Source organism: Erythrobacter sp. AP23, from assembly GCF_001542855.1.
Taxonomy (GTDB): domain Bacteria; phylum Pseudomonadota; class Alphaproteobacteria; order Sphingomonadales; family Sphingomonadaceae; genus Qipengyuania.
On record NZ_LNBY01000001.1, the window covers coordinates 125,343 to 145,771 of the forward strand.

16 protein-coding genes are annotated in these 20,429 nt (G+C 63.4%); 10 read left to right on the forward strand and 6 right to left on the reverse strand.

The annotated features are described in order from the left end of the window. Window positions 1-25 precede the first annotated feature (25 nt). Window positions 26-2,095, forward strand: a complete 2,070-nt coding sequence (locus ASS64_RS00600; protein ID WP_067690214.1) for an NAD(+) synthase — start codon at window positions 26-28, stop codon at window positions 2,093-2,095. A gap of 2 nt (window positions 2,096-2,097) precedes the next feature. Then, window positions 2,098-2,985 carry a DMT family transporter gene (locus ASS64_RS00605; RefSeq protein WP_067688284.1) on the forward strand — a complete coding sequence of 296 codons (888 nt, stop codon included), beginning with the start codon at window positions 2,098-2,100 and terminating at the stop codon, window positions 2,983-2,985. Here ASS64_RS00605 and ASS64_RS00610 read toward each other — a convergent pair whose 3' ends face one another. Then, a complete protein-coding gene (locus tag ASS64_RS00610; protein WP_067688287.1) occupies window positions 2,986-4,068 on the reverse strand; it encodes a branched-chain amino acid aminotransferase in 1,083 nt (360 codons plus the stop codon). 517 nt (window positions 4,069-4,585) lie between these two features. Continuing rightward, a complete protein-coding gene (locus ASS64_RS00615) occupies window positions 4,586-5,158 on the reverse strand; it encodes a hypothetical protein (protein ID WP_067688290.1) in 573 nt (190 codons plus the stop codon). A gap of 34 nt (window positions 5,159-5,192) precedes the next feature. Between ASS64_RS00615 and ASS64_RS00620 the strand changes: the two genes are divergently transcribed. The 8 genes from ASS64_RS00620 (at window position 5,193) to ASS64_RS00660 (ending at window position 17,220) form a co-directional block, all read left to right on the forward strand. Continuing rightward, window positions 5,193-5,930 (forward strand): TlyA family RNA methyltransferase, encoded by a 738-nt coding sequence (locus ASS64_RS00620; RefSeq protein ID WP_067690217.1) that lies wholly within the window; start codon window positions 5,193-5,195, stop codon window positions 5,928-5,930. Window positions 5,931-6,063: 133 nt separating this feature from the next. Beyond that, entirely contained in the window at window positions 6,064-7,596 is a 1,533-nt protein-coding gene (locus ASS64_RS00625) for an acyl-CoA carboxylase subunit beta (RefSeq protein WP_067688293.1), read from the forward strand. A 391-nt stretch (window positions 7,597-7,987) separates the two neighbouring features. Beyond that, window positions 7,988-10,027 (forward strand): S9 family peptidase, encoded by a 2,040-nt coding sequence (locus tag ASS64_RS00635; RefSeq protein ID WP_083508097.1) that lies wholly within the window; start codon window positions 7,988-7,990, stop codon window positions 10,025-10,027. 77 nt (window positions 10,028-10,104) lie between these two features. After that, a complete protein-coding gene (mce, locus tag ASS64_RS00640; RefSeq protein ID WP_067688299.1) occupies window positions 10,105-10,554 on the forward strand; it encodes a methylmalonyl-CoA epimerase in 450 nt (149 codons plus the stop codon). A gap of 106 nt (window positions 10,555-10,660) precedes the next feature. Further along, complete coding sequence (locus tag ASS64_RS00645) at window positions 10,661-11,446, forward strand: enoyl-CoA hydratase-related protein (RefSeq protein WP_067688302.1); 786 nt, start codon at window positions 10,661-10,663, stop codon at window positions 11,444-11,446. Window positions 11,447-11,620: 174 nt separating this feature from the next. After that, window positions 11,621-13,777: a methylmalonyl-CoA mutase gene (scpA, locus tag ASS64_RS00650; protein ID WP_067688305.1), complete on the forward strand. Its 2,157-nt coding sequence runs from the start codon at window positions 11,621-11,623 to the stop codon at window positions 13,775-13,777. A 243-nt stretch (window positions 13,778-14,020) separates the two neighbouring features. Beyond that, the gene (gene bioB, locus ASS64_RS00655; protein ID WP_157075040.1) at window positions 14,021-15,031 is read left to right on the forward strand and encodes a biotin synthase BioB; all 1,011 of its coding nucleotides are present in this window, start codon (window positions 14,021-14,023) and stop codon (window positions 15,029-15,031) included. Window positions 15,032-15,153: 122 nt separating this feature from the next. Then, window positions 15,154-17,220, forward strand: a complete 2,067-nt coding sequence (locus tag ASS64_RS00660; protein ID WP_067688308.1) for an acetyl/propionyl/methylcrotonyl-CoA carboxylase subunit alpha — start codon at window positions 15,154-15,156, stop codon at window positions 17,218-17,220. A gap of 287 nt (window positions 17,221-17,507) precedes the next feature. On the opposite strand, the gene ASS64_RS00665 is transcribed toward ASS64_RS00660, so the two are convergent. The 4 genes from ASS64_RS00665 to ASS64_RS00680 are packed head-to-tail and all read right to left on the reverse strand — an operon-like array spanning window position 17,508 to window position 20,395. After that, window positions 17,508-17,945, reverse strand: coding sequence for a hypothetical protein (locus ASS64_RS00665; RefSeq protein ID WP_067688310.1), 438 nt, complete (start codon window positions 17,943-17,945; stop codon window positions 17,508-17,510). Further along, entirely contained in the window at window positions 17,942-18,718 is a 777-nt protein-coding gene (locus ASS64_RS00670) for a cyclase family protein (RefSeq protein ID WP_067688313.1), read from the reverse strand. The genes ASS64_RS00665 and ASS64_RS00670 overlap by 4 nt, the downstream gene beginning before the upstream one ends. Before the next feature lie 10 nt (window positions 18,719-18,728). Continuing rightward, entirely contained in the window at window positions 18,729-19,838 is a 1,110-nt protein-coding gene (gene aroB, locus ASS64_RS00675; RefSeq protein WP_067688316.1) for a 3-dehydroquinate synthase, read from the reverse strand. Further along, a complete protein-coding gene (locus tag ASS64_RS00680) occupies window positions 19,829-20,395 on the reverse strand; it encodes a shikimate kinase (protein ID WP_067688319.1) in 567 nt (188 codons plus the stop codon). Before ASS64_RS00680 ends, aroB begins: the two co-directional genes overlap by 10 nt. Between the last annotated feature and the right edge of the window lie 34 nt (window positions 20,396-20,429).

A 20,429-nucleotide genomic window follows, 5' to 3' on the forward strand; every position in this document is an offset into this window, starting at 1 on the left:
ACCCGACGAGAAAGGCCCCGCTACTATGAGCGGAACCGACATCCATCCCTTTTACGACCTGCATACGCACGGTTTCGTCCGCGTGGCGACCAGCACGCCAAAGGTGCGCACGGCGGATGTCGCCTATAATGCGCAGGGAATTCTGGAACAGGCGCGCAAGGCGGATGCGCAGTCGGTCGACCTGCTGCTGTATCCCGAACTGGCCCTGTCCTCCTACGCGCTGGACGATCTGCACATGCAATCGGCGCTGCTCGATGCGGTCGAGGATCAGATCGATGCGATCGTGGAAGCCTCGCGCGATCTTCTGCCGGTGCTCGTCTTCGGCGCGCCGCTGCGCCGCAACGGCCGCATCTACAATTGCGCGCTGGTAGTGGCGCGCGGCGCACTGCTCGGCGTGGTCCCCAAGAGCTTTCTGCCCAATTATCGCGAATATTATGAAAAGCGCTGGTTCGCGCATGGTCGCGAGTGCGTCGGACTGACGATCCGCTGCGGCGTGCAAGATGTGCCCTTCGGCACCGATCTGGTTTTCTCAGCAAGCGACCTGCCGGGTTTCACCTTCGGGATCGAGATCTGCGAGGATTTCTGGTCGCCCAATCCGCCAGGCACGATGGCCGCGCTCGCCGGCGCGACGATCCTGCTCAACCTTTCGGCATCGAACATCACCATCGGCAAGTCGGACGAGCGTCACCTGCTCAGCCGCGCAAGCTCCAGCCGCTCGGTCTGCGCCTATGCCTATTCGGCCAGTGGTCACGGCGAGAGCACCACCGATCTCGCCTGGGACGGGCAGGGCATGATCTACGAACTGGGCGACCTCCTGGTCGAAAGCGTGCGCTTCGACCTCGAACCCGAATTGTGCGTGGCCGATATCGATACGCAGCGGATCCTGTCCGAACGCATGCGGATGCAGACCTACAACGATGCAGCCGAGGCGGAGGGTCGCCCGGAGGACTGGTACCGATCGATCGCGTTCGAGCACGCCGCGCCGCGCGCCGATATCGGCCTTCGCCGCCCGGTTCGGCGATTCCCCTTCGTGCCCAACCGTGCGCACAAGCTGGACGAGGATTGCTACGAGGCGTTCAACATTCAGGTCGATGCGCTGATGCGGCGTATTCAAGCGACCGATCCCAAGTGTCTCGTCATCGGCATATCCGGCGGGCTCGACAGCACGCATGCGCTGATCGTCGCGGCCAAGGCGATGGACCGGCTGGGCCGCCCGCGCAGCGATATCCGCGGCTACACCATGCCCGGCTTTGCGACCTCGGAGGGCACAAAGTCCAACGCCTGGCGCCTGATGGAGGCATTCGGCATCACGGCCGAGGAAATCGACATCAAGCCGACGGCTGCGATGATGCTGGAGAATATCGGCCACGCTTTCGCCGATGGCGAACCGGTCTACGACGTCACCTTCGAGAACGTCCAGGCGGGGCTGCGCACCGACTATCTGTTCCGCTTGGCGGGACAGCATGGCGGCTGGGTGATCGGGACGGGGGACCTCAGCGAACTCGCGCTGGGCTGGTGCACCTATGGCGTGGGCGACCACATGAGCCATTACGGTGTCAATGCGGGCGTTCCCAAGACCCTGATCCAGTATCTGATCCGCTGGACCGTTCGCACCGGCCAGTTCGACAAGCAGTGCGATGCGGTGCTCGACGATATCGTCGATACGGAGATCAGCCCGGAACTGGTACCCGCGGGCGAGGACGGGCGGATCCAGAGCACGCAATCGATCATCGGGCCATACGAACTCAACGACTTCTTCCTCCACCACATCATCCGCTGGGGACAGAAGCCGAGCCATGTCGCCTTTCTCGCCTGGCATGCCTGGAACGACGCGAAATCAGGACTTTGGCCGATCGATTTCCCGGACGATGCGAAGAACGAATACGATCTCGCCACGATCGCGAAGTGGCTGGAAAACTTCCTCAAGCGCTTTTTCGGGTTCAGCCAGTTCAAGCGTAGCGCGCTCCCCAACGGGCCCAAGGTCAGTTCGGGCGGGGCGCTGAGCCCGCGCGGCGACTGGCGCGCCCCGAGCGATGCGGTGGCCGACACTTGGCTGGCCGAATTGACCGCGACCCTGCCGCCGCTGGACGACTGACGATGCCGCTGCGCGCGCTGCTCATCATGACGTTTTGTAACGTCGTCTGGGCGCTCAACGTGGTCGTCAGCAAGATTGCCATCGCCGACCTCGCAACACCGCCATTATTCTATGCGCTGCTGCGTTCGGCGATTGTTGCGGTGGTTCTCGTGCCGCTGCTTCGCCCGCTTCCGGCAAAGCTGTGGCGGGTACTGGTCATCGGCCTTGCCATCAGCGGCGGCTCTTTCGCATTGCTCTTCATGGGGCTCGAGACCGCCAGCCCTTCGGCGGCGGGGGTCGTCAGTCTGACCGGCGCACCGATGACCGTCCTGTTCGCGATTCTCTTCCTCGGCGAGCGCGTGCGCTGGCGGCGGGGATTGGGAATCGGGCTGGCCTTCGGCGGAGTGTTGTTCGCCATGGCCGGTGACAATCAGATGGAGACGGGCACCGGCCTATTGCTGGTGTTCTTGTCGGCCGTGGTTGGCGCGCTGGGGTCGGTTTTCGTCAAGCGGCTCGAAATACCCTCTATCCGATTGCAAGCCTGGGCGGCGGTCGCATCGGTCGCAGTGCTAATCCCGCTGACCGCCGCGATGGAAAGTGGTCAGGCAGCGGCACTGTCGAATGCGCCGTGGGAACTCGCTGCCTGCCTGTTCTTTGCCGCGATCGTCGTCTCGGTCGGCGCGCACACAGCCTACTATCGCCTGCTGCAGGAGCACGACGCCAACCTCGTCGTCCCGCTCACTCTGTTTACCCCGATCCTGACGATAGTCTTCGGCGCCTGGCTGACGGGCGACGCAATCGGCGAGCGACTGGTGATCGGCGGCGCGATTGCGCTCGCGGGCGTGGCGATCATCGTGTTGCGGCCGAGCGAAACCTTCACCCGCCGTTTCCTCGTGCGACCGCGCTTCTGATCAGTCGAGCTTAACCGTCCAGCCGTGCGTGTCTTCAACGGCACCCTTCTGGATGCTGACGAGCTTTTCGCGGACCTTATGGGTCATCTGGCCGGTTCCGCCGCTGCCGATGGTGAATTCGCCATCGGGGCCGAGCACGGTGCCGACCGGCGTGACGACCGCGGCGGTGCCGCAAGCCATCGTCTCGAGCAGACGACCCTCGATCGCGTCGGCGCGCCACTGGTCGATGCTATAGGGTTCCTCGCGCACCTGCAGGCCTTCTTCTCGAAGAAGCTGGATCAGGCTGTCGCGGGTGATGCCGGGCAGGATCGTACCAGTGAGCGGTGGGGTGATGACCGTACCGTCGTCGAATACGAAAAACAGATTCATGCCGCCCAGTTCCTCGACCCATTTCTTCTCGACGGCATCGAGGAAGACCACCTGGTCGCAGCCGTTCCTTATACCCTCGGCCTGCGGTACCAGACTGGCAGCGTAATTGCCGCCGGTCTTGGCCGCGCCCGTGCCGCCAGGTGCGGCGCGAGTATAATTGCGGCTGACCCAGATCTTCACCGGTTTGGCGCCACCCGTGAAATAGGGCCCGACGGGCGAAGCGATCAGGACATATTTGTACTGGCGCGCCGGGCGCACGCCGAGGAAGGCCTCGGAAGCAAACATGAAGGGCCGCAGGTAGAGCGAGCCGTCCGGATCGCCCGGCACCCAGTGGCGGTCCTTCGCCACCAGCTGACGGATCGATTCGAGGAACAGTTCCTCGGGCAGTTCCGGCATCGCCATACGCCGCGCGCTTTCGTTGAAACGCCGTGCGTTCTGCTCGGGGCGGAAGAGCGCGAGCGAGCCGTCTTCCCGCTTGTAGGCTTTCATGCCCTCGAAGATTTCCTGAGCGTAATGCAGCACCGCTGCTGCCGGATCGAGGCTGATCGGCTCGCGCGGGCCGAGCGTGCCCTTGTGCCAGCCGCCCTTGTCCTCGTCATAGTCGATCACGACCATGTGGTCGGTGAAAAGTTTGCCGAAGCCGGGGTTTTCCAGCGCCTGCCGGCGGGTCTCGCCGGGCACCGGGGCGGGGTGGGGAAGATGCTCGAAATCCATGGCTGCGCGGGTAATGGGAAGGAAGGCGGCGCGCAAGGATGAGTGTTGGCTGCGTGCAGAAACCGCCTCCGCGATTTCCTTGCGGCTGGTGCCGAAAGGTCAGGACGGAGCTCCTGACCACGTCCATCTAACAAAATGAGAAGGGCAGCTCCACGCCCGTAGGTGGAACTGCCCTTCGCATGGTCAGCGGCGGGAAGTGCCGCTCACGAAGTCTCTATCGGCTCTGCTTACCGATAGTACCTCGCGCGGAAACTTGCCGACCTCTCTGCTGAACCATGAGACATCGGATCACCTCCTTTCGCGCTGTTTAGAGCCAAGGTACCCCGTCTCCGGGGAACAAGACCGCGTTTCGCCGCTGATCTTGAGTACCAATTTGTTGCTCGAAGCCTGTGAAAACAACCCTTGAAAAAAAGTTTTCCCACGTCAGAATTGGCGTTTGTGGCCCGGAGCGTTCTCCGGGCCGTTTTCATATCTCGAAAGCGGGCGGATCGCGAGGATCGCCGGAGGCCGAATCCGTTCATCGACACGCCTCTATCGCGCGCGTCACTTCGGCCCATGGTGGCAGGTAGAGTGTGGACAACCCCGAGATTTCCACAGCGAATCGCCCGCGGGTCAATGCCATGGCGTCCAGCAGGGGATCGGTGGCGGAGAGTGTAGCCACCACTTGCGGGCTGCCTCCCCCGGCGGGACGGGCGGGCAAGGTTCGCTCGGCGGTTTCGGTCCGGATGGTCATGGCGGCCTGGCGCGGGCCCTGGCCGGCGCGAGTCAGCAGGATGCGACCGGCATCGCGTTCGCAACCGATCGAAAATTGTGCCTGGCCGCTACTGTCCCCGAACCGGGCCAGCCCGCCGTTTACCGCAGTGCGGTAGGTCCAGCTGCCTGCAGTGCGCGGTTCGTCGATCCAGTTTTCGCTGGGTGGCGGAGCGGGCGGTGGCGGCGGGGGGGTGGTGGCCGTCGGCGTAGGGGTGGGCTTGGGGCTGCCCGTCGGTGCGGGGGTGGATTCCGGCGCCGGCACGCAGGCGGCGATAGTGAAGGTGAGCGCCAGTGCGCCGCCCAGCTGGGCCCAGCTGCGATAAAGGACAGGTTTCATGCAGCACCAATGCTCGCTAACGCCCATGTTTCCGATGCCGAAAAAGAAACGCCTCGATCAGATGCTGGTGGACCGCGGGCTCGTGGAGAGCAGGACGCGGGCGCAGGCGCTGGTCATGGCGGGGCTGGTGTTTTCGGGCGAGCAGAAGCTTGCCAAGCCCGGGCAGCAGCTTGCCGAGGATGCGCCGCTCGAGGTGCGCGGGCGCGATCATCCTTGGGTTTCGCGTGGGGGCATCAAGCTCGCGCATGCGATCGAGCATTTCGATCTCGACCCGTCCGGAGTCACCGCGATGGATATCGGCAGTTCGACCGGCGGCTTTACCGATGTGCTGTTGCAGGGCGGGGCAGAGCATGTCTTCGCGGTCGACAGCGGCACCAACCAGCTCGCCTGGAAACTGCGGCAGGACGAGCGGGTGACCGTGCTCGAGCAGACGAGCGCGCGCATCCTCACGCCCGCGATGATCGACCGGCCCGTGACCTGGGTGGTGTGCGATGCGAGTTTCATTGGCCTCGCCAAGGTGCTCGAACGCCCGCTCGAACTCGCCGGGCGTGAGTGCCGGCTGGTGGCGCTGATCAAGCCGCAGTTCGAAGTCGGGCGCGAGGAGGTCGGCAAAAAGGGCGTGGTCAGCGATCCCGTGCTTCACCAGCGGGTCTGCGACGAGGTTCGGACATGGATCGAGGGGTTGGGTTTCGCGGTGCAGGGAATCGTCGAAAGCCCGATCAAGGGGCCGGAGGGCAATGTGGAATTCCTGATCTCGGCGCAAAGAAGCTGATCCCCGGCGAAGGCCGGGGCCTCGGTCAGCCGAGCGCCAGATAGCCTGAGGTCCCAGCCTGCGCCGGGACACATGCTTGTCTCGATGGCCTGCGCTGGCTAGGCGCATTCGCAAACGTATTCAGGGGAACTGCATGTCCGCCAATATCGCTGAAATGGAACGCCGCCGCGAAGCTGCCCGGATGGGCGGCGGGCAGAAGCGCATCGATGCGCAGCACGCCAAGGGCAAGCTGACCGCGCGCGAGCGGCTCGACGTGCTGCTCGACGAAGGCAGCTTCGAAGAACTCGATACCTATGTCGAGCACGACTGCACCGATTTCGGCATGGAGGCTCAGAAAATCCCGGGTGATGGCGTGGTCACCGGATCGGGCACGATCAACGGCCGTCTCGTCTATGTTTTCAGCCAGGATTTCACCGTATTCGGCGGCAGCTTGTCGAAGCGCCATGCCGAGAAGATCTGCAAGGTCATGGACAGTGCGATGAAGGTCGGCGCACCGGTCATCGGCCTCAACGATTCGGGCGGCGCGCGCATCCAGGAGGGCGTCGCTTCGCTCGGCGGTTATGCCGAGGTGTTCCAGCGCAACGTCCTCGCATCGGGCGTGGTGCCGCAGATCAGCCTCATCATGGGGCCGTGCGCGGGCGGCGCGGTCTACAGCCCCGCAATGACAGACTTCATCTTCATGGTTGAGGACAGCAGCTACATGTTCGTCACCGGGCCCGATGTGGTGAAGACGGTGACCAACGAAGTCGTCACGCAAGAAGAATTGGGCGGGGCGACGACGCACACCACCAAGACTTCGGTCGCCGACGTCGCATTCGAAAACGACATCGAAACGCTGCTCGCAACGCGCAATTTCTTCGATTTCCTGCCGCTGTCGAACCGCGAGGAGGTGCCCGAGCGCCCGACGAGCGATCCGTGGGACCGCATGGAGGACAGCCTCGACACGCTGATCCCCGACAACGCCAATCAGCCCTACGACATGCACGAAGTCATCCGGAAGACGCTGGACGAGGGCGATTTCTTCGAGATCCAGCCGAACCATGCCGCCAATATCATCTGTGGCTTCGGCCGCGTCGAAGGGCGCACGGTCGGCGTGGTGGCGAACCAGCCGATGGTGCTGGCAGGGGTGCTCGACATCAATTCTTCCAAAAAGGCCGCGCGCTTCGTGCGTTTCTGCGATGCCTTCGAAATCCCGATCCTGACCTTCGTCGACGTGCCCGGCTTCCTCCCCGGCACCGCGCAGGAGCACAACGGCATTATCAAGCACGGCGCGAAGCTGCTCTTCGCCTATGCCGAGGCGACCGTGCCCAAGATCACCGTGATCACGCGCAAGGCCTATGGCGGCGCCTATGACGTGATGGCCTCCAAGCATCTGCGCGGCGACCTCAACTACGCCTGGCCCACCGCCGAAATCGCCGTGATGGGCGCCAAGGGCGCGGTGGAGATCATCTTCCGCCAGGACCGCGACGATCCGGACAAGATCGCCGAGAAAACCAAAGAATACGAAGATCGCTTCGCTAACCCCTTCGTGGCGGCGCAGCGCGGCTATATCGACGAGGTGATCTACCCGCACTCGACCCGCAAGCGGATCGCGCTGGGACTACGTAAGCTGCGGACCAAGCAGCTCGAAAACCCTTGGAAGAAACACGACAACATTCCGCTGTGATGGGCAGCGAAATTGCCATCCCAGCGCTACTCGGAGTGGCAATCCTCGTCATAGCCCTTGGAGCTACTTCAATCTGGCTGCGTGTGAGTGAGGTCTTAGGAGCTGAGATTAACGTTGGGGCGCGCGAGCCAACCCGATGGTTTTGGGCATGGCAATTTGCAAAGCTATTGATCGTCGCCGCCGCGATTTGGCTGGCACAAGAGCTAGTAGTGATACTTTGGAGATGAAGCCCGGCCGTCTCAACCATATCGGTGCTTCGAGACGCCAACTCTCCCGCCTTCCCACGACAAGATTGCCCGCATTGTGACACTTGGACTGCGATCGGCTGTCCTATCTAGACAACACACCCCTGCTCCGTTAGTCTCCGCTGCAACCAGAGGAGACTATCTGCATGAATAAACTCACGCTTACCGCCGCGGCGCTTGCGAGTGCGGCGCTCTTGCCCGGGGTCGGCCATGCCCAACACCATGCGCTGGCCGAATACGAGCTGATCGACCGTACCGAATTGTTCGGCAATCCGGTCGCCTCGCAGGGCCGCATCAGCCCCGATGGCGAATGGGTCAGCTGGATCGCCCCCGACGAGGGCGTGATGAACGTCTGGGTCGCCCCGGCGGACAACCCCTCGCAGGGCAAGGTCGTCACCGACGATCGCCATCGCGGCATTTCGAACCATTTCTGGTCGACCGACAGCCGCTACGTCATGTTCGTCAAGGACAATGACGGCGACGAGAACTACCACGTCTACGTCACCGATCCGCGTACCGGCGAAACGCGCGATCTCACGCCGCTGGAAGACGGCATCCGCGCGCAGATCATGGGCGTCAGCCGCGACCGGCCCGGCGTGATCCTCGTCGGCACGAACGAACGCAACCCGCAGCTGACCGATCTCTACGAATACAATATCGAGACCGGCGAACGCACGTTGATTGCCGAGAATCCCGGCTATGCGCAGTGGATCACCGACAACACTTACAAGCCACGCCTGGCACTGGCTCCGCAGCCCGACGGGGGCATGAAGGCGGTCTATCTCAACGAGGACATGACCCCGGGCGAGACCTTTGCCGACATCCCCAGCGAGGACATGCTCAACACCAACATCGTCCAGTTCTCGCGCGACAACAATACGGTCTACATGATCGACAGCCGCGAGCGGAACCTTGCGGCGGGCGTCGCGGTGGACCTGGCCACGGGCGAGCGCACGGTCATCGTCGAGCCCGAGAAAGCCGATCTCAGCGGCATTCTGGTCGACAACGAGACCTATGCGCCGATCGCCTATTCGACCAATTACCTGCGCGACGAATGGAAGGCGCTGACCGACGAGGCGGCGGCAGAGCTCGACTATCTGTCGAGCAACATCGCCGGCGAGTTCCAGGTCGTCTCGCGCACCGAGGACGACCAGAAGTGGGTCGTCTGGGGCGGCGCGGCGGAAGCGCCCGGCCAGTATTACGTCTACGATCGCCAGAGCGACACGCTGACCCCATGGTTCGTCACGCGGCCCGACCTGGCCGATGCGCCGCTGCAGCCGATGCATCCGCTCGAGCTCAAGTCCTCGGACGGCCTCACGCTGGTATCCTACCTCACCCTTCCGCCGGGCAGCGATCCCGATGGGGACGGCCGCCCCGACGAGGCGTTGCCGATGCTGCTGTGGGTGCATGGCGGGCCGTGGGCGCGCGACAGCTATGGCTACAACACGATCCACCAGTGGATGGCCAATCGCGGCTATGCTGTGCTCAGCGTCAACTACCGCGGCTCGACCGGCTTCGGAAAGGATTTCACCAATGCGGCGGTGAAGGAATTCGCCGGCAAGATGCATGACGATCTGATCGACGCGGTCGACTGGGCGGTCGACGAAGGCATCGCGATCGAGGACAAGGTCGCGATCGGCGGGGGCAGCTATGGCGGCTACGCCACGCTGACCGGCGTCGCCTTCACCCCCGATACCTTTGCGTGCGGCGTCAACATCGTCGGCCCGTCCAGCCTGGTGACGCTGATCGAGAGCTTCCCCGAATATTGGAAGCCGTTTCTCGCCGGCACCTGGTTCCGCTATGTCGGCGACCCGGCCGATCCCGAACAGCGCGAAGACCTGCTCTCGCGCTCGGCCATTACCCGGATCGACGATATCAAGGTACCGCTGCTGGTCGGGCAGGGCGGCAACGACCCGCGCGTGACCAAGCAGGAGGCCGACCAGCTGGTCGAGGCAATGCAGGCCAAGGGGCTGCCCGTGACCTACATCAACTATCCCGACGAAGGGCACGGCTTCCAGAAGCCGGAAAACCGCATGAGCTTCTTCGCGGCGATGGAAGGGTTCCTCGGCACCTGTCTCGGCGGCCGCGTGCAGCCGATCGGGGAAAGCTTCGAAGGCAGCTCCGCCGAAGTGCTCGCCGGTGCGGAATATGTCGACGGGCTCGAGGATGTGTCGTCCGGCGGTTGATTGCGCCGAACTAACGCTCCAAACATGCGGCGCGGTTCCATTGTGGAGCCGCGCCGCAACTTTTTCGGAGCAGGTATATGAAACTCGGCCGCCTCAACCATATCGGCGTTGCGACGCCATCCATCGAGGAGTCGATCCGCTATTACCGTGACGTGATGGGCGCGACGGAATTCCACGAGCCTTTCGATCTGGAAGCGCAGGGGGTCAAGGTGTGCTTCGTCGACACGCCGGGCGAGGACGGCACACACGGCACGCAGGTCGAACTGATCGAACCGCTCGGCCCCGACAGCCCGATCAACAATTTCCTCGCCAAGAACCCGGCCGGCGGGCAGCACCATGTGTGCTACGAGGTCGAGGATATCGAGGAGGCCCGAGCGTGGTTCGAAGGGCTGGGCAAGCGTATCCTTGGCCCGACGCGCATCGGTGCGCATGGCACGCCGATCTTCTTCCTCCACCCCAGGGACATGATGGGCCAGCTGACCGAGATCATGGAAACGCCCTCTGACGACAGCCACTGGTCGAACTGACAGGCAGTTGACGCCGCGCGTCGTAACGGACTTGCCTATCGGCTTGGTCGGGGCCTATTCGAGTTGCAATAAGAAACGAGCCTATCGGAGCTTAGGGGAGAGACGCGTGAGCTACGAAACCATCATCGTCGAGAAGGACGGACCGCTTACCACCATCACGCTCAACCGGCCCGACCGGCTGAATGCGATGCCGCCGCAGATGGCGGACGAGATCGGCGCGGCCTTCTACGACCTCGGCGACAGCCGCGCGGTGCTGATCACCGGTGCGGGCAAGGGCTTCTGCTCGGGTGCCGATCTTTCCGCGCGCGGTGAAGGCAGCGCGCTCGACAGCAAGGGCGGGAGCCACCGCGCGCTGCAGAACCATTACAATCCGGCAGTGAACATGGTGCTGCGCGCGCCGGTGCCCGTGGTATGCGCGGTCAACGGCCCCGCGGCGGGCGTGGGCTGTTCGCTCGCTCTGGCCGGGGATTTCGTGCTTGCCGGGCGCTCGGCCTATTTCCTGCAGGCCTTCGTCAATATCGGCCTCGTGCCCGATGGCGGCTCGACCTGGCTGCTGAGCCGCGCCATCGGTCGCGCGCGCGCCACCCGGATGATGATGCTGGGCGAAAAGATCGGCGCCGACCAGGCCGAGGAGTGGGGCCTGATCTACAAGGCGGTCGATGACGAAGCGCTGCTGACCGAGGCGAAGGCGCTGGCGGAGAAGCTCGCCAATGGGCCGACCTTGGCCTATGCGACGATGAAGAAAAACATCGCCACCGCGCTCGACGGCAATATCACCGAGGTGTTCCTCGCCGAAGCCGAAGGCCAGCGGCTTGCGGGGGCAAGCAAGGACGCGATGGAAGGCGGCATGGCGTTCCTCCAGAAGCGCGAGCCCGCGTTCAAGGGGGAGTAAGAGGCTAGCGCCGCAAGTCTTTCGGCATCTGCGCGAAGGCGTGGATCCAGCTAACCATGCTGTCGTTCGCACCCTTTCTTGGGACCCCGCCTTCGCGGGGGTGACGTGGAAGGTTTGCCTTGGATACGACAGCCACCCTTCCCCTGCGCATACGATTGTGGTTTAGGGCCACGCATGAGTGACACGCCAACCTATGATGACTGGAAAGCCCTCGCCGACAGGGAGGTGAAGGGCCGCGATCTCACCTGGCACACGCCCGAAGGGATCGACGTGAAGCCGCTCTACACGTCCGAGGATACCGCCGATCTCGATCCCGGCGTCCCCGGCATCGCGCCATTCACGCGCGGGCCCTATGCCTCGATGTACACCGGCCGTCCGTGGACCATCCGCCAGTATGCGGGATTCTCCACCGCCGAGGAATCGAACGCCTTCTACCGGCGCAACCTCGCGGCGGGACAGAAGGGCCTGTCGGTCGCTTTCGATCTCGCCACGCACCGCGGCTACGATAGCGATCATCCGCGCGTGGTCGGCGATGTCGGCAAGGCGGGCGTCGCGATCGACACCGTACGCGACATGGAAATCCTGTTCGACCAGATCCCGCTCGACCGGATGAGCGTGTCGATGACGATGAACGGCGCGGTGATCCCGGTGATGGCGTTCTACATCGTCGCGGCCGAGCGCCAGGGCGTGAGCCAAGAGAAGCTTTCGGGGACCATCCAGAACGACATCCTCAAGGAGTTCATGGTCCGTAACACCTATATCTATCCGCCCGAACCGAGCATGCGGATCGTCTCGGACATCATCGCATATACTTCGGCCAACATGCCGAAATTCAACAGTATTTCGATCTCGGGCTATCACATGCACGAGGCCGGGGCGACGGCCGTGCAGGAACTCGCCTTCACCATCGCCGACGGCAAGGAATACGCCAAGCGCGCCATGGAAGCGGGGCTCGACATCGATGCCTTCGCGCCGCGCCTGTCCTTCTTCTGGGGCATCGGCATGAACTTCTTCATGGAGATCGCCAAGATGCGCGCCGCTCGCCATCTGTGGCACGATGTCATGGAAGGGCTGGGCGCGCAGAACCCTAAGTCGAAGATGCTGCGCACGCACTGCCAGACTTCGGGTGTGAGTTTGCAGGAGCAGGATCCCTACAACAACGTCATCCGCACCACGGTGGAGGCAATGGCGGCGGTGCTTGGCGGCACGCAGTCGCTCCACACCAATGCGCTGGACGAGGCGATCGCGCTTCCGACCGACTTCTCCGCCCGCATCGCGCGCAACACGCAGCTGGTGATCCAGGAAGAGACCGGCATCACCAATGTCGCCGATCCCTTGGGCGGCAGCTATTATATCGAAAGCCTCACCGCCGCCTTGGTTGACGAGGCCCGCAAGCTGCTCGACGAGGTCGAGGCGGCGGGCGGCATGACCGAATATGTCGCCAGCGGCAAACCCAAAGCACAGATCGAGGAAGCCGCCGCTGCCAAGCAGGCAAGCGTCGACAAGGGCGACACGGTGATCGTGGGCGTGAACAAGTACCGCCGCGACAAGGAAGACGAGATCGACACGCTCGATATCGACAACCACAAGGTCCGCCAGAGCCAGATTGCGCGGATCGAAAAGGTCCGCGCGGGCCGCGACGATTTCGCCTGCAAGGCCGCGCTCGATGCGCTGGCCCGCGGCGCGGCACAGCGCGAAGGCAACCTCCTCGAACTCGCGGTAGAGGCAGCGCGCCACGATGCGACGCTGGGCGAGATCAGCCAGGCTATGGAGGACGCCTATGGCCGTTACGACACCATGCCGACGCCAGTGCGCGGCGTGTATTCCTCCGCCTATGCAGAGGACGACCGCTACCGGCAGGTGGTCGAGGGCGTGAAGGCGGTCGAGCGCCGCCTCGGCCGTGCGCCCAAGCTGATGGTCGCCAAGATGGGCCAGGACGGTCACGATCGCGGCGCCAATGTCATCGCATCCGCCTTTGCCGACATGGGTTTCGAGGTCGTCTCGGGCCCGCTGTTCCAGACTCCGGAGGAAGCGCGCGACCTGGCGCTGGAAAACGATGTCGACGCCATCGGCGCAAGCAGCCTCGCAGCGGGCCACAAGACGCTTATCCCCGAACTGATCGACCTGCTGAAAGAGGCAGGCCGCGGTGACATCAAGGTCATTGCCGGCGGCGTAATCCCGCAGAAGGATTACGACTTCCTACGCGATGCCGGGGTGCAGGGCATCTACGGCCCGGGCAGCAATGTGGTCGAATGCGCGGCGGACATGCTGCGCCTGCTCGGCCACAACATGCCGCCGGCGGGCGAGGATCTGGACGAGGCAGCGGAGTGATGGAGCGAAGCCAATTGACTAAGAAAGCACTTCTTCCATTAAGCCTCTTGGTCTGGGGCTCAATCGCTGCAATCCTCTGGGGCATCCGGGTATCGTTCACAAACGACTGTCAGCTTCACCATTCTCCCGGCCCTCTCTTGCAGGAATGCGTCTCGCGTTCGGGCTGGCTTGTTTTGGGACTGGCTGCGTTTTTGTTCGTCGCAGAAGCGGTGCGGACCTTCATTGCATGGAAAGCAATCTCGAATGACTGAAATGCGCACCGACTGGACCCGCGAAGAAATCGCGGACCTCTTCGACCTTCCTTTCACCGAGTTGCTGTTCCGCGCGGCCACAGTCCACCGCGAGTTCCATCCGCCCGAGCAGATCCAGCTCTGCACATTGCTGTCGATCAAGACCGGCGGGTGTCCGGAGGATTGCGGCTATTGCTCGCAGTCGGTGAAGGCCGACAGCGGGGTCGAGGCGACCAAGCTGATGGAGGTGCAATCGGTCCTCCAGCGTGCGGCGCAGGCGAAGGATGCGGGCAGCCAGCGCTTCTGCATGGGCGCGGCGTGGCGCAACCCCAAGGACCGCGACATGCCCGCGATTGTCGAGATCGTGAAGGGCGTGCGCGACATGGGTCTGGAGACCTGCATGACGCTGGGTATGCTGACGCCCAAACAGGCGGAGATGCTCAAGGAAGCCGGGCTCGACTACTACAACCACAATGTCGATACCGGGCCGGAATATTACGAGCGCGTGATCTCGACGCGCAATTACCAGGACCGGCTCGACACGCTGCAGAACGTGCGCGATGCAGGCATCAACGTATGCAGCGGCGGGATCGTCGGCATGGGCGAGACGCGCGAGGACCGGGTGGGCTTCGTCCACACGCTCGCCACATTGGAGCGCCATCCCGAAAGCGTGCCGGTCAACGCGCTGGTCCCGGTCAAGGGCACTGTGTTGGGCGATATGCTGGCCGATACGCCAATGGCCAAGATCGACGATATCGAGTTCGTCCGCACGGTCGCGGTGGCGCGTATCACTATGCCGATGAGCATGGTGCGCCTCTCCGCCGGGCGCGAGAGCATGTCGGAAGCAACGCAGGCGCTGTGCTTCATGGCAGGAGCGAACTCGATTTTCACCGGCGACAAGCTGCTGACCGCGCCTAATGCGGGCGACGACAGCGACGCCGCGCTTTTCGCGAAGCTGGGCCTGACCGCGCTGGCGCAGGAAGAGCCGATGCGGGCTTGCAAGGTTACGGAACCGGCCGAGTGACCTCGCACGATTCCCGTTATGCTGAACTTGTTTCAGCATCCATTTTTCAGATAGTACCGTCGATCGCAGAGGCTCGATGGACCCTGAAACACGTTCAGGGTGACGATGTTCTTGGGGGCTAGATGTTCACAAAAATCCTAATCGCCAACCGGGGCGAAATCGCCTGCCGGGTCATCAAGACGGCCAAGCGCATGGGTATCGCGACTGTTGCGGTCTATTCCGATGCCGATGCGCGCGCGCCCTTCGTGCGGATGGCGGACGAGGCGGTGCATATCGGCTCCGCGCCCGCAGCCGAAAGCTATCTCGTCGCGGACAAAATCATTGCCGCGGCCAAGCAGACCGGCGCCGAAGCGGTGCATCCGGGCTATGGCTTTCTTTCCGAGCGCGCGAGCTTTGTCGAGGCGCTGGACAAAGCGGGGATTGCCTTCATCGGCCCGCCGGCCACGGCCATCGCTGCGATGGGCGATAAGATCGAGTCGAAGCGCATCGCCAAGGATGCCGGGGTCAACACCGTCCCGGGTTCCGAAGATGCGATCGACACCACGGAGGAAGCGCTCGAGGTCTCCAACGAGATCGGCTATCCGGTGATGATGAAGGCAAGCGCGGGCGGCGGCGGCAAGGGCATGCGCCTCGCCTGGAACGACAAGGACGTCGAGGAAGGCTTCGAGGCGACCAAGCGCGAGGGGCTCAACTCCTTCGGCGACGACCGCGTCTTCATCGAGAAATTCATCGAGGACCCGCGTCATATCGAGATCCAGATCCTCGGCGATACGCATGGTAACGTGATCTATCTGAACGAGCGCGAATGCTCGATCCAGCGCCGCCACCAGAAGGTGGTCGAGGAAGCTCCGTCGCCTTTCGTCACGCCCAAGATGCGCAAGGCCATGGGCGAGCAGTGCGTCGCGCTGTCCAAGGCGGTCGGCTATCACAGCGCGGGTACGGTCGAACTGATCGTCTCGGGGGCGGACAAGACCGGCGAGAGTTTCTATTTTCTCGAAATGAACACCCGCCTGCAGGTGGAGCACCCGGTGACGGAGGCGATCACCGGCGTGGACCTGGTCGAGCAGATGATTCGTGTGGCGGCAGGTGAGAAACTTAAGATCACTCAGGATGACGTGAAGATCGACGGCTGGGCGATCGAGAACCGCGTCTATGCCGAAGATCCCTATCGCGGCTTTCTGCCGTCGACCGGTCGCCTCGTGCGCTACCAGCCGCCGGTCGAGCCCTGGGCCGACGATGGCGAGGAAAACGGTCGCCGCGGTGTCGACGGCGTGCGTGTGGATGACGGCGTATTCGAAGGCGGCGAAGTGTCGATGTTCTACGACCCGATGATCGCCAAGCTGGTGACCTGGGGCGAAACGCGCGACGAAGCGGCCAATCTCCAGATCGCCGCGCTCGACGCCTTCCGCATCGAGGGGCTGGGGCACAATGTCGATTTCCTCAGCGCCATTATGCAGCACGAGCGGTTCCGATCGGGCGAGCTGACCACTGGCTTCATTGCCGAGGAGTATCCCGAGGGCTTCGAAGGCGCGCCTGCGTCGGAGCAGCTGACCAGGGTGCTTGCCGCGGTCGGCGGCGTGATCGCCACTGCCGACGCCGATCGCGCGCGGCGGATCGAGGGGCAGCTCTCCGACGATCTATACGCGCCTGGCGACTGGACCGTGCGAATCGGCGAGCGCGAGGAGGGCTCGACCACGCATGAAGTCCGGCTCGAAGAAAATGCTCTGACCGTCGATGGCGAGCAGGTCACCATCGAAATGCAGTACACGCCGGGCGAGCCGATGATCGACGTCGCGCTGTTCGAGAACGGCGCCGAAGAGGACGCGGCGCCCGTCGAGAGCTACACCTTCCAGCTAGAACCCACGCGCACCGGCTATGCTGTGACCACGCGCGGGGCGACGCACAGCTTGCGCATTCTGCAAACGCGTATCGCGCACCTCGCCTCGCACATGATCGAGAAAGAGCCGCCCGATCTTTCCAAGATGCTGATCTGCCCGATGCCGGGCCTGCTGGTGAAGCTGCATGTCGGAGAGGGCGAGGAAGTCCAGCCGGGCCAGCCGCTCGCCACGGTAGAGGCGATGAAGATGGAAAACATCCTGCGCGCCGAAAAGCAGGCGACTGTGTCCAAGATCAACGCCGCCGAGGGCGAGAGCCTGGCGGTCGACGCGGTGATTCTGGAACTGGAGTAGGTTCGTTTCCCAAAACAAAAAGCGCGCGAAACGATCAACCAAAACGCGGCGCAATCGAACGTGTCGGCGGCTTTCCGATTTTTGCGAGTTTGCCGGTCTGCGTGCGCTTCAAGGTAAACGCACTTTTAGCAAGTCACTCCTGCGGAAATACTGCACGCCTTCGAGTGGCTTATTGCCCAACACGACACGATGATTGCCAACTACCAGCCGCACGGCGCGGGCAAGGTTACCCATATTAAGGCGCGCCCGACCTAACCCGCGCTCGAACCCGGCCACTGGCAATTATGTCAGAAGGTGTCCGAAAAGCTCAGATTGGTGATGGTCATTCCCGCCGGCAGATCGTCGACGTTGAATTTCCATTGGATCAGCAGGTCGCGGTGCTGGCACACATAGTTCAGGTGGAAGCGTAGCTCCGTCGTGAAATCGCGCGACTGCAGGACGCAGCGTTCAACCGGACCATAAATTTCGACCGCATTGCGCGCTTGCCCGCCGAGCGAGGTCAGTTCGGCGCGTTTCGATGCGAACAGCGCGCTGCCGCTGGCCGCGGTCTTGACCGCTTCCTGCGAATCCTCCGCCTCGATCAGCGCGATGATCGGAGCCACGGCGGCTTCCGCGCGTATGAAATCGGCCGCATCGGGTTGGGAGACGACCTCGCGCGTGGTTTCGTGAGCCAGTGTCGGGGCGGCGATCACGGCAAGCGCGATACTCGAGAAAATCCTTTTCATGCAGTTTCTTCTATCATCGCCACTGCACGAATCCAGCCCGCACTTGCGCGTTCGATCTTCACCGGGAAACAGCTGAAGGTGAAGCCGTGGTCGGGCAGGCTTTCGAGATTGGTCAGCTTCTCGATCTGGTAATAGGGGCGGATGCGACCGGCCTTGTGCCCTTCCCAGATGATCGAAGGGTCCTTCGTCTCAGCCCAGCGCTTGGCCGTGTGGCTGAAGGGCGCGTCCCAGCTCCAGGCATCGGTGCCGACGACCTCGACGCCGCGCTCGGTCAGCCACAGCGTTGCTTCTGCGCCCAGGCCGACGCCCTGATCGGTGAAATTCTCGGTCCCGTAGACCGCGCCTGATTGCACCAGCACGATATCGAGCGGCTGGAGATCGTAGCCGATCGTGTCGAACGCCTGCTCGACCTCAATTGCGCTCACCACATGCCCGTGCGGTAGATGGCTGAAATCGAGCTTCACGCCGGGGCGGAAAAAGCGGTCGAGCGGGGCCTCGTCGATACTGGGCGCGGGCCGGGCGCCGCTATCGGTGGTCGAATGGTAGTGCCACGGCGCGTCCATGTGCGTGCCGTTATGCGTCGACAGCTCGAGCATCTCCACCGCCCAGCCTTCGCCGTCGGGCAGATCTTCCTTTTCCAACCCGGGAAAGAACATGGCAATCTGCTGCCAGGTGCTTTCGTGGGTCATGTAGGTGACTTTTGGCCGCATCACCTCCGGATCGGAGACCACCTCGTTGGTGATCGGTATCGAAAGATCGATAAAACGCGTCATCTGCGCGAGACTAGTGCGCCTGCAGCTGCTCGTCGAGGAAGGCGGCAACATCGGACAGATCGACTTCGCGATCGAGATAGGCCGAGCCGATCCCCCGCAGCAGGACGAAGGGCAGTGTGCCCGCGTCCATCTTCTTGTCGTGGAGCATATGCGCGGTAAGCGCACGCCCGTCGCATTCGAGTGACAAAGCGGAGATTTCGGCAGGCAGGCCGGCAAGGTCGATCGCCTTGGTGATGCGTTCCGCCTGCGCTTCCGGCATTCGTCCGAGTCGTGCGGAATATCGGGCGGCCAGCACCATGCCGAGCGCGACGGCTTCGCCGTGGAGCAATCTTTCGGAAAAACCGGTCTCGGCTTCCAATGCGTGGCCGAAAGTATGCCCGAGGTTGAGCAGCGCGCGGGTGCCGCTGGTTTCGCGCTCGTCCTCTGCCACGATCCGCGCCTTTGCCGCGACGCTGGTCGCCACCGCCTGTTCCAAGGTCTCCTTGTCGAGCGCGAGTATCGAATGGCCGCGCTCCTCGAGCCAGGCGAAGAAGTCGCTATCGCCGAGAATACCGTATTTGAGCACTTCGGCATATCCTGCGCGCAATTCGCGTTGCGGGAGCGTGGACAGCGTGTCGAGGTCGACCAGGACCAGCGAAGGCTGGTGGAAGGCGCCAATGAGGTTCTTGCCCGCCGCGGTGTTGATAGCGGTCTTGCCGCCGACCGAACTGTCGACCTGTGCCAGCAGCGTGGTGGGTAGCTGGACGAAGCCGCAGCCGCGCTTGAGGATCGCGCAGGCGAAGCCGGTGAGGTCGCCGACCACCCCGCCGCCTAGTGCGAGCACATGGTCGCCGCGCTCCACGCCCTGGGCGAGCAACCAGTCGGTCAGCTGCGCCAGGCTTTCCCAGCTTTTCGAGCCTTCGCCGGGAGCCACATCGTACCAGCGCGGTTCGATACCGGCCGATTGCAGCGAGCGGGCGAGAGCCTCACCCCAATTGTCCCGGGCATTGACGTCGGCCACGATGCAGACGTGATCCTTGCGCAGGTAGTCCTTCGCTTCTCCGGCGAGATTGGCCAGCAGGCTGGAACCGGCGCGCACTTCGTAGCTGCGGCCGGCCAATGCGACGGGAATTACAGCCATGTGTCGATCGCCTCCAGAATGCGTTGCGCGGTCTGGGCATGCGGGCCATCGTCGGTGACCACGTGGATTTGCGCCTCGGCATAGGCAGCGCCTCGCTTGTCCTTCAGTTCCGTCAGGATTTCGCGCGGGTTTCCCTGTTGCAGAAGCGGACGGTTGTCGCGGCGCGCAGTCCGCTCCACCAGCGTATCGATGTCGCAATCGAGCCAGACCGCGATCGCGCGCTCGACAATCAGGGCTCTCGTCTCCAGATCGACGAATGCGCCGCCGCCGGTGGCGATGACTCCATGCGCCTCGTCCATCAACCGGGCGATCACCCGACGCTCGCCATCGCGGAAATAGGCCTCGCCATGGGCATCGAAAATCTCGCTTACCGTCCGGTCGGCAGCACGCTCGATCTCGTCGTCGACATCGACGAAGTCGGTTTGCAGCATGGCCGCAAGCCGTCGGCCGACGGTCGATTTTCCGACGCCCATCAGGCCGACCAGTACCACCGGACGGTCGATCCGCTCCGCGATTTTCCCGATCTGAGCCGGGGTGAGGCCGATTGCATGGGTCATTGCCGCCGTGCCTAGAACTGGGCTAGGGAGCGGG